This window comes from Subtercola vilae, from assembly GCF_004923255.1.
GTDB classification, from domain to species: domain Bacteria; phylum Actinomycetota; class Actinomycetes; order Actinomycetales; family Microbacteriaceae; genus Subtercola; species Subtercola vilae.
In genome coordinates, this window is the sequence record NZ_QYRT01000007.1 from 122,356 (window position 1) to 141,873 (window position 19,518).

The 19,518-nt window shown below is 66.9% G+C and carries 17 protein-coding genes; 4 read left to right on the forward strand and 13 right to left on the reverse strand.

Annotation, left to right across the window (positions count from 1 at the left end; all coding sequences use genetic code 11):
- The first annotated feature begins 5 nt into the window (after positions 1 to 5).
- From D4765_RS05705 to D4765_RS05715, 3 genes are read left to right on the forward strand one after another with little or no spacing between them, the layout of a single operon-like run.
- The gene (locus D4765_RS05705; protein WP_237280279.1) at positions 6 to 1,163 is read left to right on the forward strand and encodes an amidohydrolase family protein; all 1,158 of its coding nucleotides are present in this window, start codon (positions 6 to 8) and stop codon (positions 1,161 to 1,163) included.
- Between the two features lie 19 nt (positions 1,164 to 1,182).
- Positions 1,183 to 1,662 (forward strand): PPOX class F420-dependent oxidoreductase, encoded by a 480-nt coding sequence (locus D4765_RS05710; RefSeq protein ID WP_136641281.1) that lies wholly within the window; start codon positions 1,183 to 1,185, stop codon positions 1,660 to 1,662.
- 40 nt (positions 1,663 to 1,702) lie between these two features.
- Positions 1,703 to 2,011 carry a hypothetical protein gene (locus D4765_RS05715; protein ID WP_136641282.1) on the forward strand — a complete coding sequence of 103 codons (309 nt, stop codon included), beginning with the start codon at positions 1,703 to 1,705 and terminating at the stop codon, positions 2,009 to 2,011.
- Between the two features lie 194 nt (positions 2,012 to 2,205).
- Here the strand turns inward: D4765_RS05715 and D4765_RS19130 are convergent, their stop codons facing one another.
- From D4765_RS19130 to D4765_RS05740, 5 genes are all read right to left on the reverse strand, one after another.
- Positions 2,206 to 3,888, reverse strand: coding sequence for a beta-propeller fold lactonase family protein (locus tag D4765_RS19130; RefSeq protein ID WP_161580366.1), 1,683 nt, complete (start codon positions 3,886 to 3,888; stop codon positions 2,206 to 2,208).
- Between the two features lie 61 nt (positions 3,889 to 3,949).
- Positions 3,950 to 4,636, reverse strand: coding sequence for an alpha-ketoglutarate-dependent dioxygenase AlkB family protein (locus D4765_RS05725; protein ID WP_136641284.1), 687 nt, complete (start codon positions 4,634 to 4,636; stop codon positions 3,950 to 3,952).
- Positions 4,633 to 5,283: a methylated-DNA--[protein]-cysteine S-methyltransferase gene (locus D4765_RS05730; protein ID WP_237280280.1), complete on the reverse strand. Its 651-nt coding sequence runs from the start codon at positions 5,281 to 5,283 to the stop codon at positions 4,633 to 4,635. The genes D4765_RS05725 and D4765_RS05730 overlap by 4 nt, the downstream gene beginning before the upstream one ends.
- Entirely contained in the window at positions 5,280 to 5,777 is a 498-nt protein-coding gene (locus tag D4765_RS05735) for an RNA polymerase sigma factor (protein WP_136641285.1), read from the reverse strand. Before D4765_RS05735 ends, D4765_RS05730 begins: the two co-directional genes overlap by 4 nt.
- Positions 5,777 to 6,811 carry a LysR family transcriptional regulator gene (locus D4765_RS05740; protein ID WP_201799234.1) on the reverse strand — a complete coding sequence of 345 codons (1,035 nt, stop codon included), beginning with the start codon at positions 6,809 to 6,811 and terminating at the stop codon, positions 5,777 to 5,779. The genes D4765_RS05735 and D4765_RS05740 overlap by 1 nt, the downstream gene beginning before the upstream one ends.
- 71 nt (positions 6,812 to 6,882) lie before the next feature.
- On the opposite strand from D4765_RS05740, the gene D4765_RS05745 reads away from it, so the two are divergent.
- Complete coding sequence (locus D4765_RS05745) at positions 6,883 to 7,764, forward strand: DMT family transporter (protein ID WP_136641286.1); 882 nt, start codon at positions 6,883 to 6,885, stop codon at positions 7,762 to 7,764.
- On the opposite strand, the gene D4765_RS05750 is transcribed toward D4765_RS05745, so the two are convergent.
- From D4765_RS05750 to D4765_RS19630, 8 genes are all read right to left on the reverse strand, one after another.
- Positions 7,721 to 8,704 carry a LacI family DNA-binding transcriptional regulator gene (locus D4765_RS05750; protein ID WP_136641359.1) on the reverse strand — a complete coding sequence of 328 codons (984 nt, stop codon included), beginning with the start codon at positions 8,702 to 8,704 and terminating at the stop codon, positions 7,721 to 7,723. The genes D4765_RS05745 and D4765_RS05750 overlap by 44 nt on opposite strands.
- A 75-nt stretch (positions 8,705 to 8,779) precedes the next feature.
- Complete coding sequence (locus D4765_RS05755; protein ID WP_136641287.1) at positions 8,780 to 10,234, reverse strand: GH1 family beta-glucosidase; 1,455 nt, start codon at positions 10,232 to 10,234, stop codon at positions 8,780 to 8,782.
- Between the two features lies 1 nt (position 10,235).
- On the reverse strand, positions 10,236 to 11,135 hold the full coding sequence (locus D4765_RS05760; protein WP_136641288.1) for a carbohydrate ABC transporter permease: 900 nt from the start codon (positions 11,133 to 11,135) through the stop codon (positions 10,236 to 10,238).
- Positions 11,132 to 12,175 carry a carbohydrate ABC transporter permease gene (locus D4765_RS05765; RefSeq protein ID WP_136641289.1) on the reverse strand — a complete coding sequence of 348 codons (1,044 nt, stop codon included), beginning with the start codon at positions 12,173 to 12,175 and terminating at the stop codon, positions 11,132 to 11,134. The genes D4765_RS05760 and D4765_RS05765 overlap by 4 nt, the downstream gene beginning before the upstream one ends.
- The gene (locus D4765_RS05770; RefSeq protein ID WP_136641290.1) at positions 12,176 to 13,510 is read right to left on the reverse strand and encodes an ABC transporter substrate-binding protein; all 1,335 of its coding nucleotides are present in this window, start codon (positions 13,508 to 13,510) and stop codon (positions 12,176 to 12,178) included. It lies immediately after the preceding gene.
- Between the two features lie 153 nt (positions 13,511 to 13,663).
- Positions 13,664 to 15,949, reverse strand: a complete 2,286-nt coding sequence (treS, locus tag D4765_RS05775) for a maltose alpha-D-glucosyltransferase (protein ID WP_136641291.1) — start codon at positions 15,947 to 15,949, stop codon at positions 13,664 to 13,666.
- Positions 15,950 to 16,045: 96 nt separating this feature from the next.
- Positions 16,046 to 16,981, reverse strand: coding sequence for a linear amide C-N hydrolase (locus D4765_RS05780; protein ID WP_136641292.1), 936 nt, complete (start codon positions 16,979 to 16,981; stop codon positions 16,046 to 16,048).
- Between the two features lie 17 nt (positions 16,982 to 16,998).
- Positions 16,999 to 19,458 (reverse strand): alpha/beta fold hydrolase, encoded by a 2,460-nt coding sequence (locus D4765_RS19630; RefSeq protein ID WP_136641293.1) that lies wholly within the window; start codon positions 19,456 to 19,458, stop codon positions 16,999 to 17,001.
- Between the last annotated feature and the right edge of the window lie 60 nt (positions 19,459 to 19,518).

Sequence of the window (19,518 nt, forward strand, 5' to 3'; positions counted from 1 at the left end):
CGGGCGTGGGTGCCGATTCGGAATGGGGTGCTGTTGTGGGTTCGGGCGTGACGACGATCGTGAACGTGCGGGTGTTCACGGGTGACGGGCTGAGCGAACTGAGCACGGTGGTGATCGGCGGCGAGGTGATCGTGTCGGTGACGGCCGACGCGGGTGGTGAGGGCGACGGTGACGTGGTCGTCGACGGGGGCGGCGGCACGCTGATGCCGGGGCTCATCGACTCGCACGTGCACCTGTTCGGGGCGGGTGACCTCGAGCGGGCATCCACATGGGGAGTGACCACCATGCTCGACATGGGTGCGCCGTCGATGGAGCTGATCGCCGGGCTGCGGGCCGTGCCGGATGCCCCGACCATTCGCACGGCGGGGCTGCCGGCGTCGGCACCGGGTGGCATGCAGACCACGCGCATGGGGTTCGCTCGTGACTCGGTTGTCACCGGGCCGGGCGATGCCGAGCGGTTCGTGGCGGCGCGCGTGGCCGATGGGGTCGACTACATCAAGATCATCGCCGAAGACCCGGCGGCGATGGGAGCGGCTGCGCTCGACGGGCCGACCATCGATGCGCTGGTCATCGCCGCGCACACCAATCGCCTGCGGGCGTACGCGCACGTCACCACGGTGGCTGCGGCCCAGCTGGCGGCGACGGCCTGGGTGGATGTTCTCACCCACGTTGCGCTCGATGCCGGGCTGCCCGCGGCGCTCGTCACCGAGGTTGCGGCGAAAGGGCTGGTCAGCGTTCCGACGCTTGTGATGATGCGGGGTGTGGCGGAGAAGGCTGGCGGGGCATCCGGTGACCTCGTGACGCATCGCGGAGTCGTCGACTTCGCGCACGCGGTGGCGTCGGTGACGGCGTTGCACGAGGCCGGGGTCGCGGTGCTCGTCGGAACCGACTCGAACTCGGCGCCCGGGTCGCCGTTCGGCATCGCGCACGGGGAGTCGCTGCACGACGAACTCGGGCTGCTCGTCGAGGCGGGGCTCTCGCCGGTCGAGGCGCTGCGTGGGGCGACCGTGCTGCCGGCGCGGATGTTCGACCTCCGTGATCGCGGGGCGGTGACGCCCGGGCTGCGGGCCGACCTGGTGCTCGTCGAGGGTGATCCCACGGTCGACATTGCGGCGACGCGCGCGATTCGTGGGGTGTGGATCGCGGGTGCGCGGGTTCGCTGAGGCGCGGTAGCGTGAGGGCATGGCCCGAACGATTTCCTCCAACACCAGCGTCGACCGCGACGGCATGCTCGACTTCGTGCGACCGCGGCACAAGATGCTCATCGCCACCACGCGTGCCGACGGCCGCCCGCAGATGTCGCCGGTCTCGGGCGGGGTCGACCCAGACGGGCGCATCGTCATCTCCACCTACCCGGGCCGGGCGAAAACGCGCAACGCCGAGCGCGACGAGCATGTGTCGGTGCTCGTGCTGTCAGACGAGTGGGATGGGGCCTGGATCCAGGTCGACGGCACCGCAGAGGTGCTGAACATGCCCGAGGCGGCCGATGGTCTGGTCGAGTACTTCCGCAGCATTTCCGGCGAGCACCCCGACTGGGCAGAGTACCGCGCGGCCATGGTGCTGCAGAACAAGTCGCTGATCAGGGTGACGATTGCGCGGTGGAGTCCGGTGTCGAGCGGGGGCTTTCCGGCCGACGTGGCCGCCCGCCTCGACGCGTTGTAGAACGCTCGCTGCGCACACTGTTCGCTGCCATGATGACCTCATGAGCGATAGTGGTGCCGACCAGTTTCTCGCCAGGCGTTCCGTGCTTCGGGCGGCCGCGTGGAGCACGCCCCTCGTCACGCTCGCCATCGCGGCCCCGGCGGCGGCAGCAAGTGGCGGCGCGACCCCCACCAACCTGCAGGCCGACTGCACCCTCGCGCTCACCATCACCAGCGTCTGGACCAACCAGCCCGGAACCTTCCTCTTCGACGCTGCCTCCACCGACAGCGCCGTGAACGTCGCCAGCAACACCGCGGAGGTACAGATCACCTTCGGCGACCTCTCCACCATCCCCTCCAACGAGGGCTGACCCCCGCCCCGGCTGGCCCGTTGCCGAGGACAACCAGATCTCTCGATACCACCAGCCGCGGGCGAGGTGGCCAGCCCGAACAGGCCACCTCGCCCGCAACGGGCCGTCTCGCAGCGTTCGAATGCTGAGCGCTACGAAGCTCCTCAACCAGCCTTACGGCTCGGCGCTTTTCACCCGGCCTCGCGGCCCGGCGCCTAACAGCCGTTCGATCGACGCGTACGCAGCCGCAGCCGCATACCGAGCACGGCAGCCCCCGCGAGTATCAGCGCCGCAGCACCCTCGCCCACCGGAGCCAGCCCGCTCGCATCAAGACCCGTGTGTGCCAGCTGCGCCGACGCCGAGCCGCTCGAGCTTCCGCCTCCGGTCCCTGTTCCGGATGCTCCACCCCCGCCGCCAGCACCAGCACCAGTTCCGCCGCCTGTCGCTCCCCCGCCCGCCGCACCCGTGCCGGGTGTCGGCGTGGGCGTCGTGGTCGTGGTCGCGGCCGCCGCGATGGTGATGCTGAACGTCTCTGTCACGTCAGGATCGACGCCATTGCTCGCGGCCACCGCGAACGTGAACGTTCCTGCAGCCGTCGGCTGACCCGAAATCACCCCCGTCGTCTCAATCTTCAGCCCCGGCGGCAACGCTCCACTCGACAGGCTGAACGTCGGCGCAGGGAACCCCGTGGCCGCCACCGTCTGCGGCACGTAAGACGTTCCCACCGTTCCCCCGGCGAGCGCACCCGGAGCCGTCGTGAAGGTCGGACTGACGTTCACCTGGAACAGCGACACCGTTCCGCTGCCATCATTGGCAACATAGGTGCGCCGATGAGCCGTGTCGATGGCAAGACCCATCGCGCCACTCGTCGTTCCGTGCAGAACGACCGATCTGACGGTTGCGCCGCTACCCGACGTGTCGATGACAGAGACGGTTCCGTCAAAATCATTCGAAACATACGCAAACCCCTGCGCGTCATCGATGGCGACGTTGGTGGGACGGCTGCCAATGCTATTCGCGCCGTTCGGAATCACCGCCATGACAGTGGTGCCGGCTCCCGTGGTGTCGATGACCGACACCGTGTTGTCAATACTGTTGGCCACGTAAGCCCGACTATGCACGCCGTCGACCGCGATTCCCCATGCACCGTTTCCAATGCCTGGAGTGCCCGGGGCGCCTCTCGAAATTGTTGCCAGAACGGTGGTGCCGGCACCCGTGGTATCGAGAACGGAGACGGTGCCATCGCTGTAATTGGTCACATACGCACGATTGTGAGCTGCATCAACAGCGACCCCGCCGGGCTCTGCGCCGATGCCTGAAGCGTGCGTGATTACTCCAGCAACGGTGGTTCCCTGCCCGGTCGTGTCAATAACCGAGACGGTGCCGTCAAAGAAGTTGGTAACGTACGCACGGTTGTGTGCTGCGTCGATAGCGATCGCTTCGGGGCCCCTGCCTATGCTCGCGCTGCCATTCGGGATTACGGCCGAGACGCTTGTACCTGCGCCCGTCGTGTCGATCACGGACACAATGCCATCGGAGGAATTAGACACGTAGGCCCTGTTGTGAGCCTCGTCTACGGCGACACCCCACGGACTTACGCCGATGCCGGAGGTCACCCCGTGAGGGATCAAACCGGTCACAGTCGAACCGGCACCCGTGGTGTCGATGACTGACACGGTATTGCTCCCATAGTTCGTGACGTATGCACGATTGTGAACAGAATCCACTGCCATGAAGTGGGGAGCCGAACCGATCGACGTCGCCCCGTTAGGAATGACCGCCGTCACCACACCCTTCGTCGCCGCACTGGCCGACCCCGCCACCCCGAGCACCACAAGCGCCGCCACGCCAACCATCACGGCAGGCTTCAGTAACCGCGCCTTCTGAGAATTCGTCATTCAGGGAATATAGCTCAAATTCCACTCCGCGAGCAACAACCAGGCGCCGCCACCGATCACCTCACCCCAACCCCGTCTCCCGCATCGTGATGTTGATGCGCCCCGAGGGCAACCCGCAGCCCTCCGGCGCCGTGCCGGGCAACATGCGGGTAACCCCGTGAAACGCCAACCGCGACGCCCCGCCGAACACGAACAGGTCACCCGACGCGAGCGTGAGGTCGACGTAGGGCTTCGTACGGGCATCCGGGTTGCCGAACCGAAAACGACAACTGTCACCCACCGACAGCGACACAACAGGAGCAAGCGAACGCTCATCTTTGTCTTGGTGCATGCCCATGTGCGCGGCGTCGTCGTAGAAGTTCACGAGCGCCGTGTCGGGCGTATACGCATCACCAGCGTGCGCGTCACCCGTCGCGGCGACGAGTGCGCGGCGGCCCAGCTGCAGCATCCACTCTGGAAACGGCAACACCCGCGACCCGTTCACATTCGTGGCGTCGCGCGTGTACCGGTACGGCTGCCAGTGCCAGCCGAGGCACACGGTCTTGACCGACATCTCGTGCCCGCGCACTTTCGCGGCAGCCGGGGGCACGGGTCCGGATGCCCACTCCGAGAACCTCGCGGCCACCCAGTTCTGCTGCGCCAGCGTCAACCACCCCGGCAGATGCCACGCCCCCGGCGCCACCTCGCGCGGCCCTGTCTCAGGCCCGCCAACCTCGCCGAAGTCCCCCAGCTCGAACAGCGATGTCATCGCGCCCCCACCCCCTCGAGCGCCAGCAGCGCCGTCTTCGCTTCGAGCCCTCCGATGTACCCGCCCAGCCCGCCATCAGTACGCAGCACCCGGTGGCACGGCACCACGATCGGCAGCGGATTCGTCGCACACGCCGACCCCACCGCCCGCACGGCCCGCGGGTTGCCCACCACCTCGGCGACCTGTTTGTAGGTCTCCGTGTGCCCGTAGGCGATCAGCGGCAGGTGCCGCTGCACCACCTGCCGAAACCCACTCGACAGCGACAGGTCGAGCGCCACATCGAACGACCGCCTGCCCCTGGCGAAGTACTCGTCGAGCTCGAAAGCCACACGGTCGAGCCGGCGCGGAGCCCGCAGGATGCGCCCGCTCACGGTCGCGGCCAGCACGTCGAGCACACGGTCGTGGTCTTCGACGGCGAACGCCACCCGCAGCAGACCTTTCTCGGTCGCCGCCAGGAGCAGCGAACCCACGGGAGAGTCGACGGTCGTGTAGGCGAGGTCGAGCATCCGGTCGCGGTCGGCGGCGAGTTCGAGGCGGCGATGCAGGGCCTCGAGGTCGTCGGCCGCGGGGGCGGTGCCCTCGACGAGCGAAGCCAGAACGATGGCCTCACCCTCGGCCTCAGAAGAAGACGTCAGCACACTCATCATTTCCCTGCTCCAGTTCTCTCAGGTATCGCATAGGCCAACCGCAGCGCCCGCATTCCGTCAGCCGCCGCCCGCCGCGACGCATCCGCCGTGCCACCCAGCAGCTCGGCCACCTCGGCGTACGCCAACCCGCCGAGGTAGTGCAGAGCCACCGCGCGACGCTGCTTGTCGGGCAGCCCGCCGAGGGCATCCTGCAGCTCATGGTCGAGGGCACCGGGAACCCCGAGCGTCGACGCCCGCTCGGGTACATCCCCCACCGGCACCGCCGCGCGCAGGCGCAACCGCGTCACGTCGATCGCCTTGCGGTGCGCGATCGTCACGAGCCACGCCTGAACGTTCGCGTCGGCCGGCAGTTCGGGGTAGGCCCGCATCGCGGCGAGGAACGTCTCAGACCAGGCATCGTCGGCGTCGTGTTCGCCCAGCACCGCCCGGCACACCCGCAACACCGTGGGGCCGTGCTCGGCCACCACCTTCTCGAACGGTTTTTTCGTGTTCATCACTGGGTAGACGCTTCCGGATGCCCGAACGTGAGATCGGCGCCCGAAAAACTTCCGGCGCCGCTGTCGCCCCCCACGTTCTTCGCGGCCGACCCCAGCAGCTGCAGCACTCGCGCGAGCCCGGAGTCGGCCATCGACCCCCGCCGGATGACCGCGAAATGATGCCGCGTGACGGGCACACTCAGCGGGCGCAACACAACCCCTTCGGGCATCTGGAGCGCGCCCGATCGGGGAACGAGTGCCACCCCCGCGCCGGCAGCTACGAGGGCGAGTTGCACGCTGTAGTCGGTGGCCTCGGCGATGCAGCGCGGCTCGAACCCGGCCAGACCGCAGGCGCGCTGCACCATCTCAAAACACGTCCACTCGCGGTGCGGAAGCACCCAGTCGGCGTCGGCGAAGTCGGCCAGGTCAACGGCCGACCGGGCATCCTGAGCCATCGCCCCGCTTTCGCGCGTCGCCAACAGCACGGGCTCGGCGAGCAACGAGGTCGCAACCAGGCCGGGCTGCGCCCGCGGCGCCATGTTCGAGTAGGAGTGCGTGACCGCCACCTCGACCTCACCTGCGGCAAGGGCCTTCAACGCCGGGCCTGGCTCCAGTTCGGTGAGCCTGAGTCCGAGCCTGAGCCCGCGCCCGCGCGCACCCGCCGCAGCTGCCCCACCCGCACCCGCACCCACCACGTCACCCAGCCCCAGCACCCCCGCCCACGCCTCGGCCACATACGACCGGGCCGCCGTCGGAAACGCGGCCACCCGATACGTGCCCACCGCCCCCTCCCGCAGCGCCACGGCCTCGCTCTCGGCCACCGCGAGCCTGTCTCCGATCTCGCGCGCGTGCCACGACAACAGCCTGCCCGCCGGCGTCACGACGACGCGCCGACCCTGCCGCTCAGTGAGTTTCACACCCACCTCGCGCTCGAGGGCGGCAAGCTGCATCGAGATCCCCGGCGCCGTCAGCCGCAGCGAACGCGCCACCGCAGCGATTGTTCCGAGCTCGTCGAGTTCGGCCAGCATGGTCAGCTTGCGGATATCTAACACACACCAATCCTTACGCCGAAGCGAACTACAAGTAAATAGACGTTTGCAAATGGATGCCCCAGACTCAGTACATGGCACCGCCCCGCGTTCTCCTCTCCGGCCTCGCCGTGGTCGTTCTGTGGGCGAGCGCATTCCCTGCCATCCAGGTCGCAGCTCCCCAACTCGGGGTCGTCGGGCTCTCGTTCGCCCGGCTCGTGGTCGCGGCCCTCGCCCTGCTGGCTGTCTCGCCGTTTCTCGGCGTACGGCTGCCCCGACCCCGAGACCTGCCGCTCATCGTGGCCTGCGCCTTCTTCGGCATGACCGCCTACCAGCTGCTGCTGAACTGGGGTGAGCTCGAGGTGCCGGCCGGCACGGCGAGCATCATCGTCGCCGCGGCGCCTCTGGTCTCGGCCGCCATCGCGGTTGCCGCGTTCGGCGAGAGCCTGGGCGTTCTGAAGGTGGTGGGCAGCCTCGTTGCCATCGGCGGTGTGCTGCTCGTCTGCCTCGCACGCTCGGGCCTCAGCGTCTCGGCTTCGGTGTGGATCGTGGTCGGAGCCATGGTCGTGCAGGGCATCTACCACCCGCTCACCCGGCCGCTCTTGAAGCGGTATTCGGGCCTCGAGGTGGCGACGTACGCCATGGTGGCAGGCACCGTGATGACCCTGCCGTTCGTGCCTCTCGGCTGGGCCGCGATCGTGGCCTCCGACACGCCGTCACGGTTCGCTGCGCTCTACCTCGGCCTGTTTCCATCGGCACTCGGCTTCGTTCTGTGGGGGTACGCGGTGGCGCACCTGCCGGTGGTCACTTCGACATCATTGCTCTACCTGGTACCCCCGGTGGCAGTGCTCATCGCATTCGTCTGGCTGGGCGAGATCCCCACGCTCACCGAACTGATCGGCGGCGCGATCGTGATTGTCGGCGTACTCATCGTCAGGGCGCCGTCGACGCGCGCTCGACGAGCCGCGTCGACATGAGCGTCACCCGCTCGACCGACTGTCTCTCGATGAGCTTCACCAGCACCTCGGCCATCTTGGCCCCGAGTTCTGCCGACGGCTGGTCGATAGTGGTGAGGGCCGGCACCGCGGTCGAGCCGAAGTAGTTGTTGTCGAACCCCGCAACCCTGATGTCGCCCGGGATGCTCAAACCGTGCTCGTGGATGACCGAGTACGCTCCCGCGGCCATCTGATCGTTCGCAGCGAATAGCCCGTCGATGGGTCTGCCGCGGGCCAGCAGGCGGCGCATGGCCTCGGCACCCGACTCGGGCGTGAAGTCGCCCACCTCCCAGAGTGAATCGTCGAGCCCCCGGAGCGCCAGCGCGTGCCGCCAGCCGGCAAGTCGGTCAAGGCCCGGCGGCATGTCCTGCGGGCCCGCAATGGTGGCGATGTGCCGGCTGCCACGCGAAGCGAGGTGCTCAGTGGCCACCGCAGCCCCCGCCGCGTTGTCGACGTCGACGAAATAGCTGCCGCTCTCCGAGGCGAGCAGCGGCCGACCGCCGAACACGATGGGCAACGACTGGCCGAGCTGGGCATATGAGTGATCCCCGCTGTGGTGCGAGACCACGATGGCCCCGTCGACGTTGCCGCCGAGCAGGTACCGCCGGGTCTTCTCCGAGCGGGTCTCTGAGGAGATGAGCATGTTGAGCGTGAAGTCGGTGTCGGCGAGCGCCATCGCGATGCCCTGGATGACGCTGGCGAAGAACGGGTCGCTGAACAGCTTGGCCGTCGTCTCTGGCACCACCAGCGCAATGACCTGGGTGCGCCGGCTGGCCAGCGAACGGGCAGCTCGGTTGGGCACGTAGTTGAGGCGGGCGATGGCGTCGTTCACGGCGGCCACCACGCTCTCGGTGACCCGCGGCGATGCGTTCACCACGCGCGACACCGTGGCGCGCGACACCCCGGCCGCGGCCGCCACCATCTCGAGCGTCGGTACCGGCGGGTGGCCCGGTTCGTCGACGGAACGCTCTGTGCTCACGCTCGATCTCTCGTTTCTTCAGTGGGTCTCAGTGTAGATGTTCGCTCTGACGCGCTCGATCAGAGCCGCATATGCCAGCCCGCTGTCTTTGACCGTTCTCTTCTGGGTCTGGTAGTCGACCCGCACGATGCCGAACCGCTTGTCGTACCCCCATGCCCACTCGAAGTTGTCGAGCAGCGACCACACGAAGTAGCCCCGCACATCGGCACCCTCTGCGATGGCCTGGCCCACCGCATCGATGTGCGCCAGAACGTAGGCCGTGCGTTCAGCGTCATGCACCCCGCCGTCGGGCGCCACCACATCGTCATAGGCCGCGCCGTTCTCGGTCACGTACAGCGGCGGCAGGTTCGAGTATTCGCCGCCGAGCCGAACGAGCAGGCGCCGAAGGCCGTCGGGGTGCACCTCCCAGTCCATGGCGGTGCGCGGGAGCTGTCGCGACGGGAATGTCACGTACTCAGACCCCACGAACGGCGAGCGTTTCTCGCGCGCGGTGGGTGCCACACTCGTCACCACGTCGACGGTCTCCGGATGCCCGCTGACATTGTCATCGTGATAGTGGTTCACCCCGAGAAAGTCGATCGGTGCCGCGATGGCCGCAAGATCCCCCGGCTGAATGTGGTCTTCGAGGCCGTATTCACGAACATGCTGAAGCAGGTCGACGGGGTACGCTCCGCGCAGCAGCGGATCGAGGTACATGCGGTTCCAGAGCGCATCGATACGGCGGGCCGCCTCGACGTCGACCGGGTCGGCGGGGTCGTTCGGAATAGCAGTGGTGAGGTTCAGCGTGATGCCGATGCGGTCGGGCTGAGCGCCGGCGCGCACTTTCGCCGCCCCGAGCTGGCGCAGCCGCGACACCGCCAGCCCGTGGGCGAGGTGCTGGTGGTGGGTGGCCGCGAGCCCCGCGCGCGGGTCGAGCCGGCCCGGCGCGTGCTCGCCCGAGGTGTAGCCGATGAGCGCCGAGCAGAGCGGCTCGTTGAAGGTCGTCCAGTGGTCGACCCGGTCGCCGAGCGCATCGTAGACGACCTCGGCGTAGTCGACGAACCGCAGCGCGGTGTCACGGTTCGCCCAGCCACCCTTCTCTTCGAGTGCCTGCGGCAGATCCCAGTGATAGAGCGTCAGCCACGGCAGGATGCCCGCCCCCAGCAACTCGTCGACGAGGCGTGAGTAGAAGTCGACGCCTCGCGGGTTGACCGCGCGGTCGCCCGGCTTCACCCGGGCCCAGCTCGTGGAGAAGCGGTACGACCCCAAACCGAGTTGCTTCATGAGCTGAACGTCTGCCGGCATCCGGTGATAGTGGTCGACGGCGACTTCGGGTGTGTCGCCGCCCGTGATGGCTCCCTGCTGCTGAGCGAAGTGATCCCAGATGGAGTCTTCGCGACCGTCGAGGTGCGCCGCGCCCTCGACCTGTGCCGCCGCCGTTGCCGAGCCCCAGATGAAGTCGGCCGGCCAGGGATACGTGGTCAGGTCGGTCATGTCAGCCTTTCACCGCCCCGGCCATGATGCCGGAGACGAGGTGGCGCCCGGCGATCACGAAGAGCACCAGCAGCGGAATGGTCGCGAGCACAGCACCCGCGAGCACGATGGAATAGTCGACGTACTTCGCCGACTGCAGCTGGCTGAGCGCCACCTGCAGCGTGGGGTTCTGCGGCACCACGAGCAGCGGCCAGAGGTAGTCGGTCCACGCGGTCATGAAGGTGAACAGACCGAGAATCGCCATGGCCGGGCGCGCGGCGGGAACGCCGACGTGCCAGAAGGTCTTCAGCATGCTCGCACCGTCGACGCGCGCGGCTTCGATGAGTTCGTCGGGAATCACGTCGACCAGGTACTGCCGCATGAAGAACACGCCGAATGCCGTGACGAGCGTGGGTACGATGACAGCGCCGAGCGTTCCTGTCCAGCCGAACTGCTTCATGACCATGAACAGCGGGATGATGCCGAGCTGAGTGGGCACCGCGAGCGTCGCGATCACGAACACGAGCAGACCTTCGCGGCCACGAAACTTGAGCTTCGCGAAGCTGTACCCCGCCAGGGTGGAGAAGAAGACCACTGAGACGGTGATGACACTCGAGACGATGACGCTGTTCAGCAGCGACATCCAGAACGGCACGGTGTCGAACACGGCTGAGATGTTCTGCCAGAACAGCCCGCCGGGAAACAGGGGCGGCCAGGTGTCGGTGAGCACCGAGCTCGGGCTCGACCCGGCGATGACCGACCAGTAGAGCGGGTACGTGCCGGCGATGAAGAAGACGATCAGCAGCCCGTAGGTGAGAAAGCCGGGGCGTTTGTCGATGCCGAGCGGTTTGCGGGCTTTCGATTGTGCGCCCCGACCGGGCGACGGGTGTGTGTCGGGCCGGGGTTCTGTGAGTGTGGTCATGAGATCTTGTTCCGGTTGTATTCGGTGAGCCGACGGGCCATTCTGCGTTTCGACACCCTCGCCTCGGTTGAGGCGATGCGCCGGGAGATCAGAAAGTTGAGCACGCCGAAGAGCACGATGATCAGAAACAGCAGCCACGCCACGGCCGAGGCCTTGCCGAAGTTCTGCCGGTTGAAGGCCAGATCCCAGAGGTACAGCACGGTGGTCTGGTACTGCCGCTGCGGCCCGCCGGGAGTTGCCGTGGTGGGGTTGAACAGCTTCGGCTCTGTGAAGATCTGCAGGCCGCCCACCGTGGCTGTGATGATCACGAAGATCATGGTGGGCCGGATGCTCGGCAGTGTCATCGAGAAGAACCGCCGCACGGCGCCCGCCCCGTCGAGCGCCGCCGACTCGTAGATGTCACGCGGAACCGCCTGCATCGCGGCCAGCAGAATCAGCGCGTTGTAGCCCGTCCAGCGCCAGTTCACCATCGACGCAATCGCCACGTGCGACGGCAGTGTCTCTGTCTTCCACATCACCGGGTCGAGGTGGAATGACGTCAGAAGGTTGTTAATGAGGCCGTACTTCTCGTCGAACGCGCTCGAGAAGATGAGCGTCACCGCGACGGGCGTGACCACATACGGAATCAGCACGCTCATGCGCCAGAACGTCTTCGCCCTGATGTTCTGGTCGAGCACCGCGGCAATGAGCACGGCCCCGATGAGCTGGGGTACTGCCGAGAGCAGAAAGATGCTGAGCGTGTTGAACAACGAGTTCCAGAAGAACGGGTCGTTCAACTCGGTCACGTAGTTGTCGAGCCCCACGAACCCGGCCGGCCCGGTGAGCAGGTTCCACTTGTTCAGCGACACCACGAAGGTGTAGCCGAGCGGAAACAGGCCTACGAGCCCGAACAGAATGAAGAACGGTGCCACGTAGAGATAGGGAGAAGCTTTCACATCGAACCGGTTGAGCCGGTACTTCAGCGGGAGCCGCACCTTCTTCTGGGGAGCCTTCTTCTCGGGCGACGTCTGGGCCGGCCGGGGCGTGAGGGTGGCAGTCATCTACTTATTGACCACAAGCTGGTTCAGCAGCGTGATGGCGTTGTTCCAGGCCGTCGACCCATCGGCTTTACCCGAATCGATCTGCTGGATGGCCGGGCCGAACACCTGCGACTGGATCACCGAGTCGTCGGGCCCCTTGTACTGGGCCACGACACCCTTGGCGCGGGCAGCGAGGATCGTGCCCACCGGAGCGTTGTTGAAGAACGTCGACAGTGCATTCGTTCCTGTCACTGCCGGGTCGCTCTGGGCAGCCGTCACGCTCGGAAAAGCACCTGCGACGCCGAACGCGGCCGCCTCAGACTGAGCGTTGGTGAGAAAAGCGGCGAGGTCGGCCGCCTGCTGCGGGTGCTTCGACTGCGTGGGAACGGTGAGGAAGCTACCGCCCCAGTTCGCCGCGCCGCCGGGGAACACATTGGCGAAATCCCAGCCGGTGGTGGCGTCGCCGCCAGCCGCGGTCACCTGCCCCTTCACGACCCCGAGCATCCAGCCGGGGCAGACGAAGGTCGAGAACGTTCCATCGGTGAAGGCTTTGCCTTTGCCCCAGTCCCAGGCGGTCTGGTTGGCCGAGAGACCGGAGGCCGTGGCCGCCGACAGCTTGGTCCACAGCGTCTTGAGGTCGGCGTTACCGTCGACGTTCAGGGTGCCGTCGGTCTTGTAGTAGCCCTCTTTCTGCTGGTTCACCATAGCGTTCCAGAGGAAGCCCGACTGGTCGTAGAAAGCCTTGCCGGTGGCGGCCTTGTACTGCTGACCGACGGCGAAGTACTTGTCCCACGTGGCGGTGTCGCCACCGAAGAGAGCGGCGACCTGGTCGCGATCGGTGGGGAGCCCGGCTGCAGCGAAGTCAGTGCGGTTGTAGCAGAGACCTTCGGGGCCGATGTCGGAGCCGTACCCGATGAGGCGGCCTTTGCTGTCGGTGGCCTGCTTCAGCTTCCAGTCGACCCAGCGGTCTTTGATGTCGTTCGCGCCGTACTGGCTGAGGTCGTTGAACTGGTCGGAGACCTGCATGACCGCGCTCAGCCAGCCCTCTTCGACCGCCTGCACGTCGGGCAGCCCGGCGCCCGCGGCCTCTTTGGTCTGCCAGTCGGTCTTGGCGTTGTCGCCGGTGTCGATGTTCGTGGCCTTGATGGTGATGTTCGGGTGGGCTGCCTCGTACTGCTTGTAGAGGTCGTCGTAGCCCATGGTGCCGAAGGTGGTCACGGTGAGCGTGATCGGGTCGGTCGAGCTGCCCGAGCTGCTGGCCGATGAGCTGCCCCCCGAGCATCCGGTGGCGAGTAGGGCGAAGGCTGCGGCGCTTGCGACGGCAGCGAACCCTTTCGTTCGTCGTGAGAGTTTCACGATCACTCCTTTGTGCGTGGCTTGGTGTGAGAGCGCTCTCTTTCGTGCTGTGAGAGCGCTCTCTTGGATTCCTGCGAGCATATAGTCACCGCCCCCACCCCGTCAAGAGCCCCGCCCGCACCCATCCAAAATGGGGTACTCAGCGAACACCACTCACACGATCGAGATGGCGCCCGTCATGGTGTCGATCTCGGCGCCGATCAGCAAGAACAGGCCACCGTAGGGCGGCAGGCTGACGGCGAAGCTCTGCAAGTCATCCACCCGCCCGATCTCGTCGCCCGTTGTGGCGTCGGTGACGGTGCGTCGGGATGCCAGAGCGGGTGAGCGAACGGTTCCCTCGATGTGTTCGCCGCTGAAGTTCAGCACGGTGACCTGCAGCGGCGGGTCGATCAGTGTGGCGTCGCCCTCGTCGAGGCGGTGCACCATGACCAGCATGCCGGGGTGGGCCACATTCGGAATATCGACCTGGCTGCCGATGTCGAGAGCCGACGCAGAACGCAGGGCGAGAATCTTCTTCACACTGCTCGCGAACGAGTTGTCGTCGGCCAGCTGTTCGGGCAGTGACCCGTAGAGCGAACGGCCGCGGGGCATGCCAGAACTCGACGCGGTGGCCGCAGGGAACACGTTCATCAGGTCGTGCGCGCCGCGCTCGATCCAGCGGGTGTCGCCCTCGGCGATCAGGTCGCTCACCTCGCTCGCCGGCACCGGCAGCATGCCGAGCAGATCCCACGCCGACAGCGCGAGAACGCCGGGCTGCCAGGCATTGAACATGACCAGCAGCAGGTGGGCGAGCCGGATGTTCTCGACATGCTCATCGGTGATGGCGTCGAGCGTGGTGAGGCCCTGCGTGGCGGCGATCATCGAGGCCGTGGTGCAGGCGATGCCGTTCGTCGTGAACACGCGGTTGTAGTCGGCCGCGTCGCCCGTGATGGCGCCCAGCAGGTCGGCCCGAATGGTCTCGGCGAGCTTCGCACCCGTGATCTCTTCGTAGCGAAAGGGGTACAGGTCGGCGCGGTGAAGCGTCTCCCAGTGCAGCAGTTCGTAGGTGAGTTCGTCGTGGTTCTGCAGCGCGTGCACGAGGCTGGCGGGGTCGACGCCGAGCTCGAGCGAGGTGCGCAGCGTCAGCCGCAGAAACTCGGTGTCGCCCATCGCCAGGGCGTGGTGGTACGCCGGCCGGTTGATGAAGTCGTACGAGAGGTCGGCGCCCACACGGCCGGTGTCGCGAATGTCTTCGATGGTGAGGTTCAGCTCCTGAAAAGAGAAGCCGCCCACCTTTCGCACCATGCCGGCGATGAGGTGATTCGCTGCTTCTGAGAGCGGATGCCCCTCTGACCACCCGGGGCTGCCGCTGGCGCTCTTCTCCACACCGAGAAAACCGTTCGCGTCGAGACGCAGGGCGCTCGAACCGAGGTCGCCCAGCGAGTGGAGTGCGTCGCCGATGACCAGGCGCATGCCGGCGAACGTGGGGTCGAGCCAGTTGATCGACGGCTGGCCCTGCTTGAAGTAGTGCAGGTACACCCAGCGGCGCGTGATGCCGTCGACGCCCAACACCGGGGCGGTTGCGCTCCAGTTGGTCTCTTTGGTGCCCGGCTGGTAGAAGATTACCCGCTGCAGCTGGCCGATGATGTAGCCCTGCTCGGCGAGCTGCTTCTCGGTCTCGGCATTCAGGTTCACCGAGTCGCGCCCGGCGGGCACCTCGGGTAGCAGCGCCCAGTCTTCTTCGGGAATCTCGACCATGTGGTAGATACCCGGGTAATCTTTGTACGCCATTTCGGCGAGCCGGAAGTCGGCACCCTTGCCGGTGTGGCCGGGAACGATGTCATCGATCACACTGCCGCCGTGCTGCTCGGCCACGTCGGAGAGCGCGCGAAACTCGTCTTCAGAGCCGAAGGCGGGGTCGATCTGGGTGCTGATGCGGTCGAAGTGGCCGTCGACACTCGCGGTCTGCTGCCAGCCCGTGATGCCGCCGGCCCGCTTCACGGGGCCGGTGTGCACGGCAGAGATTCCGATGGCCTCGAACGCGTCCCAGAGGCGCTCGTCGCCGAGGGCAGCCAGATACGATTTGCCCGGCTCGGTGATGAGCGAGATGGGGTACGCCGTGAACCACACCGATGCAGTGCGAATGGCGCGCCGGGCATCCGGCTTCGCGTAGGGGTTACGCCACATACTCGGCTGCCCCGACAGGCCGCGAGACAGTACCTGGGCGTCGCGCAGCATCGACTGGCGAATGAGCCATTCGATGTACGACGCGTTCGTGGCGTCAGCCGAACGCGGGTCAGAGAACGAGCGCTGAATACGGCTCGCTCTCAGGTTGGCTCGGGGCCGCAACCTCGGCGGGCGGGCCGGGTAGAGCTCGCCACTGAAGGTATTGTCGACAGGCTGAGGGGTCTCGGCGGTGTCGGGGGTGTCGACGGGCTCGAGAAGTTCGTCTTCGCTCATTCACTTATTCTCGTCGGTCGAAGAGGCGTGCGTCACCCAGTTGCGGCAACCGCGGCAGAGAATTAACGCAACCGTCGCGCGCGGCGGCGGCCCTGCTCAGTAGACGAGCGAATCGGCCCGCAGCGCGTCGGTCACGTTGCCCACCAGGGCGCCGTCGCGCGGGTCGAGCGCGAGCACCTCGGTGCCGTCGGCGAGCGCAGCCAGGTCGACCCAGATGGCGCTGGGGCTGCGCGTCGACCAGAAGTAGTAGGTGAGGTGGGTCACGTCGCTCACGGTGTGCCACCACGTGGGGTAGACGCCGCCATCGTCGTAGGGGGCACCGATGGGCACGGCCACGTTCTGCGAGAGCCCGAAGACCCCGGCGACGGCCTCGGCTGTGCTCGCGGGCTCGGGCAGGTAGTGCCTGAAGTAGCTGGCCCGCACGAAACGGTCATCTGAGGTGATGTCACCGGGCGGGCGCAGATCGCCGCCGAACGGGGCGAAGCGAGCGAGGTTGGTGAGCTGCTCGTCGTAGGTGGGCGAGTTGGCCATCACCGTGAACTCACGGCCGTGGTGCACCACCATCTCACCGTTCACCGGCTCGATGATCGCCGAGTCGCCCGAGGGGTCTTCGAGGGCGAGGTGGGCCCCCACATACTGACCACGGATAGGCGGCGCGAGCAGCTCGATTTCATCGATGTGCGCAATGACCTCGGCCACGGTCGAGAAGTTGTCGAGCACGTACTGCACCCAGAGCGCGATGGTGACGGTGCCGCGCCCGGTGTCGGTCGGCGGCTGAACGCCGTAGAGAAAGAGGGCGTGCGCTGCGAGACCCTTCTCGTTCATGCCGTCAGAGCTGCCCACGCCCCACATGCTGGTCGCCACGCTCGAATAGGTCGAGCGCCACGCCGCCGCTCCGGCTTGAGTACCACCGGTGCGCTCGGTTCCCCTCGGCATGAACCAGAGTTGCGGCTCATCGTCGACAGCCCAATCCATGCAGCGTGAGGTCACTTTCGCAACGTCGTTGTCATTCCAGAAGATTCGAGTGCACATGACCCGATGCTAGACGGTCACGGAGACTGCCGCACGAACTCCTCCACCAGCGAAGCGAACTCGTCGGCGCGCTCGATCTGCGGCATGTGGCCGGTCTTCTCGAACACATGCGTCTGGGCATTCGGCAGTGCTGTCGCCGCGGCAGCGAGGTGACTGAAGGGCAGAATGTGGTCATGGTCGCCCCACACCAGAAGGGTGGGAATGTCGAGCGCCGACAGCTTCGCCACAAGCGCCTCCCGCCACGCCGGCCGCACACCCCGAATGGTTCCGAGGTCATGCGCCACCTCGAGCATGGTCTGCGCGTGCGCCGGGCGCCCCGAGAGCACGAACGAATGGGCGATGCGCGCATCGGTCGCCACCCGCTTGTCGTAGAACACGGCCTGAACCGTGCGCGTCGAGTTGGCGTAGTTCGGCCGCATCAGCAGTCGGCCGAGGGGCTTGACCGCGAGCATCCGCAGCACCATCGTGACCTCGGAGCCGAAGCCCGCGCTGTCGGCGAGCACGAGCGACGATACGCGCTCTGGATGCCCGACCGCGAAGCTCATCGCGACGGCTCCGCCGAGCGAGTTACCGATCACCGGTGTCGCCCCGTCAACCCCGAGCGCATCGAGAAAGCCGGGCAGAATGCCCGCGAGCCTCGTGAGGGTCGCCGGGCCGCGCCGCCGTTCGGAGTAGCCGAAACCCGGCAGGTCGAGACTGATCACGGTGTGGGCGGCCGAGAGGCGGTCGTGCTGTTCGTTCCAGTCGTCGAGGCTCTGGCCAATGCCGTGCAGCAGCAGAATCGGTGAGCCGCTGCCGGTTCGGCGGTAGCGCAGGCGCGTACCGTCGACGGCGACGTAGGCGGTGCCGGGCAGCGCGAGCGGATCTTCGGCGGGCAGCGCGCCGGTGAGCCGATGCCCTGCACGCGGGCCGAGCGCGACCGGGCCGCTGAGGGGGGCGGCATCGGCGAGCGATGAAGCGCCGGGCGCCTGCCCGACCGGCCGGTCACCTCGGCGGCCGAACCGCACCGCGTCGGTCAGCGGGCCCAAACGCAGCAGCCCGTAGTCGCGCAGGTAGTTCTGATGCAGCCGCCACGGCGACGACTCGCCCTGCTTCGGCAGCTGGTCAGCGCTTCTCAGCACATACCCCGCCTGCAGATCGATCAGCGAGACCAGCTCGCCCGACAGCGCCGCCGCTGTGGCCACCGGCGTCACACTCTGGTAGCCGTGCCGTTTCAGGTATTTCAACAGCCGCACCACGTAGGCCGCCACCAGGTCGGCCTTGAGGGTCCACGATGCGTTGGTGTAGCCGATGGTCAGCGAGAAGTTCGGCACTCCCGCCAGCATCATGCCCTTGTACGTGAGCGTGTTCGACACGTCGATCGGCCGACCGTCGACGCTCAGCGTCATACCGCCCATGACGAGCAGGTTCAGCCCCGTCGCCGTCACGATCACGTCGGCGTCGAGCGTGTCGCCTGAGGCGAGCCGGATGCCCGTGGCCGTGATCTCCGCCACCCGGTCGGTCACGATGTCGGCGGCCCCCCGGCTGATGGCGCGGTACAGGTCACCGTCAGGAATCGCGCAGAGCCGCTGGTCCCATGGGTTGTAGCTCGGCGCGAGGTGCGTGTCGACGTCGAACCCGCTCGGCAGCTTCGCGACCGCCGACTTTCGCAGAATCGACTTCATCGTCTCGGGGCGGCGCCGGCTCAGCTGGTACGTGAACATCGAATAGCCGATGTTCTTCAGCCGAACGACGTCGTACGCCAGCTTCGCGGGAAGCCTGCCACGCAGCCGGTCTGCCGTGTGGTCGCGTGATGGCACGGGAGCAATGTAGGTGGGCGAGCGTTGCAGCATCGTCACGTGCGCCGCCGTCTTCGCCATCGACGGCACGAGCGTCACGGCGGTGGCGCCGCTGCCGACGATCACCACGCGCTTTCCGGCATAGTCGAGGTCGGCGGGCCAGTGCTGCGGGTGCACGATGCGGCCCTCGAAGTGCTCGCTGCCCGGGATGACCGGGGTGAACCCTTCGTCGTAGCGGTAGTAGCCCGAGCAGACCGAGAGGAACGAGCAGGTGAACGTGACGGTGTCGCCGCCCCGGGCATCCGGATGGCCCCGGTATTCGCCGGCGGAGGTGCGAAGGGCCGTCACGCTCCAGAGAGCGGTCTCGCTCGACCACTCCGCAGAGATGACGCGGTGATTCAGCCGCAGGTTCGGCTGCAGGCCCTCGTCGGCGACGGTCTCGATGATGTACTCGCGAATCGAGTCGCCGTCGGCAATGGCTTTGGCGTTGGTCCACGGTCGAAACGAGTAACCGAGTGTGTACATGTCGGAGTCGCTTCTGACGCCGGGGTAGCGAAAAAGATCCCAGGTGCCGCCCACCGCGCTTCGCGATTCGAGAAGGAGAAAGGATTTCGACGGGAGTTCGCGCTTCAGGCGGCTGGCCGCGCCAACACCGCTGAGGCCGCCACCCACGATCAACACGTCAACGTGTTCTGTCATAGCGCCAGTGTATCGACACGATGTCGACTACTCAACAGTGTGTCGACAAACGGAGATAGG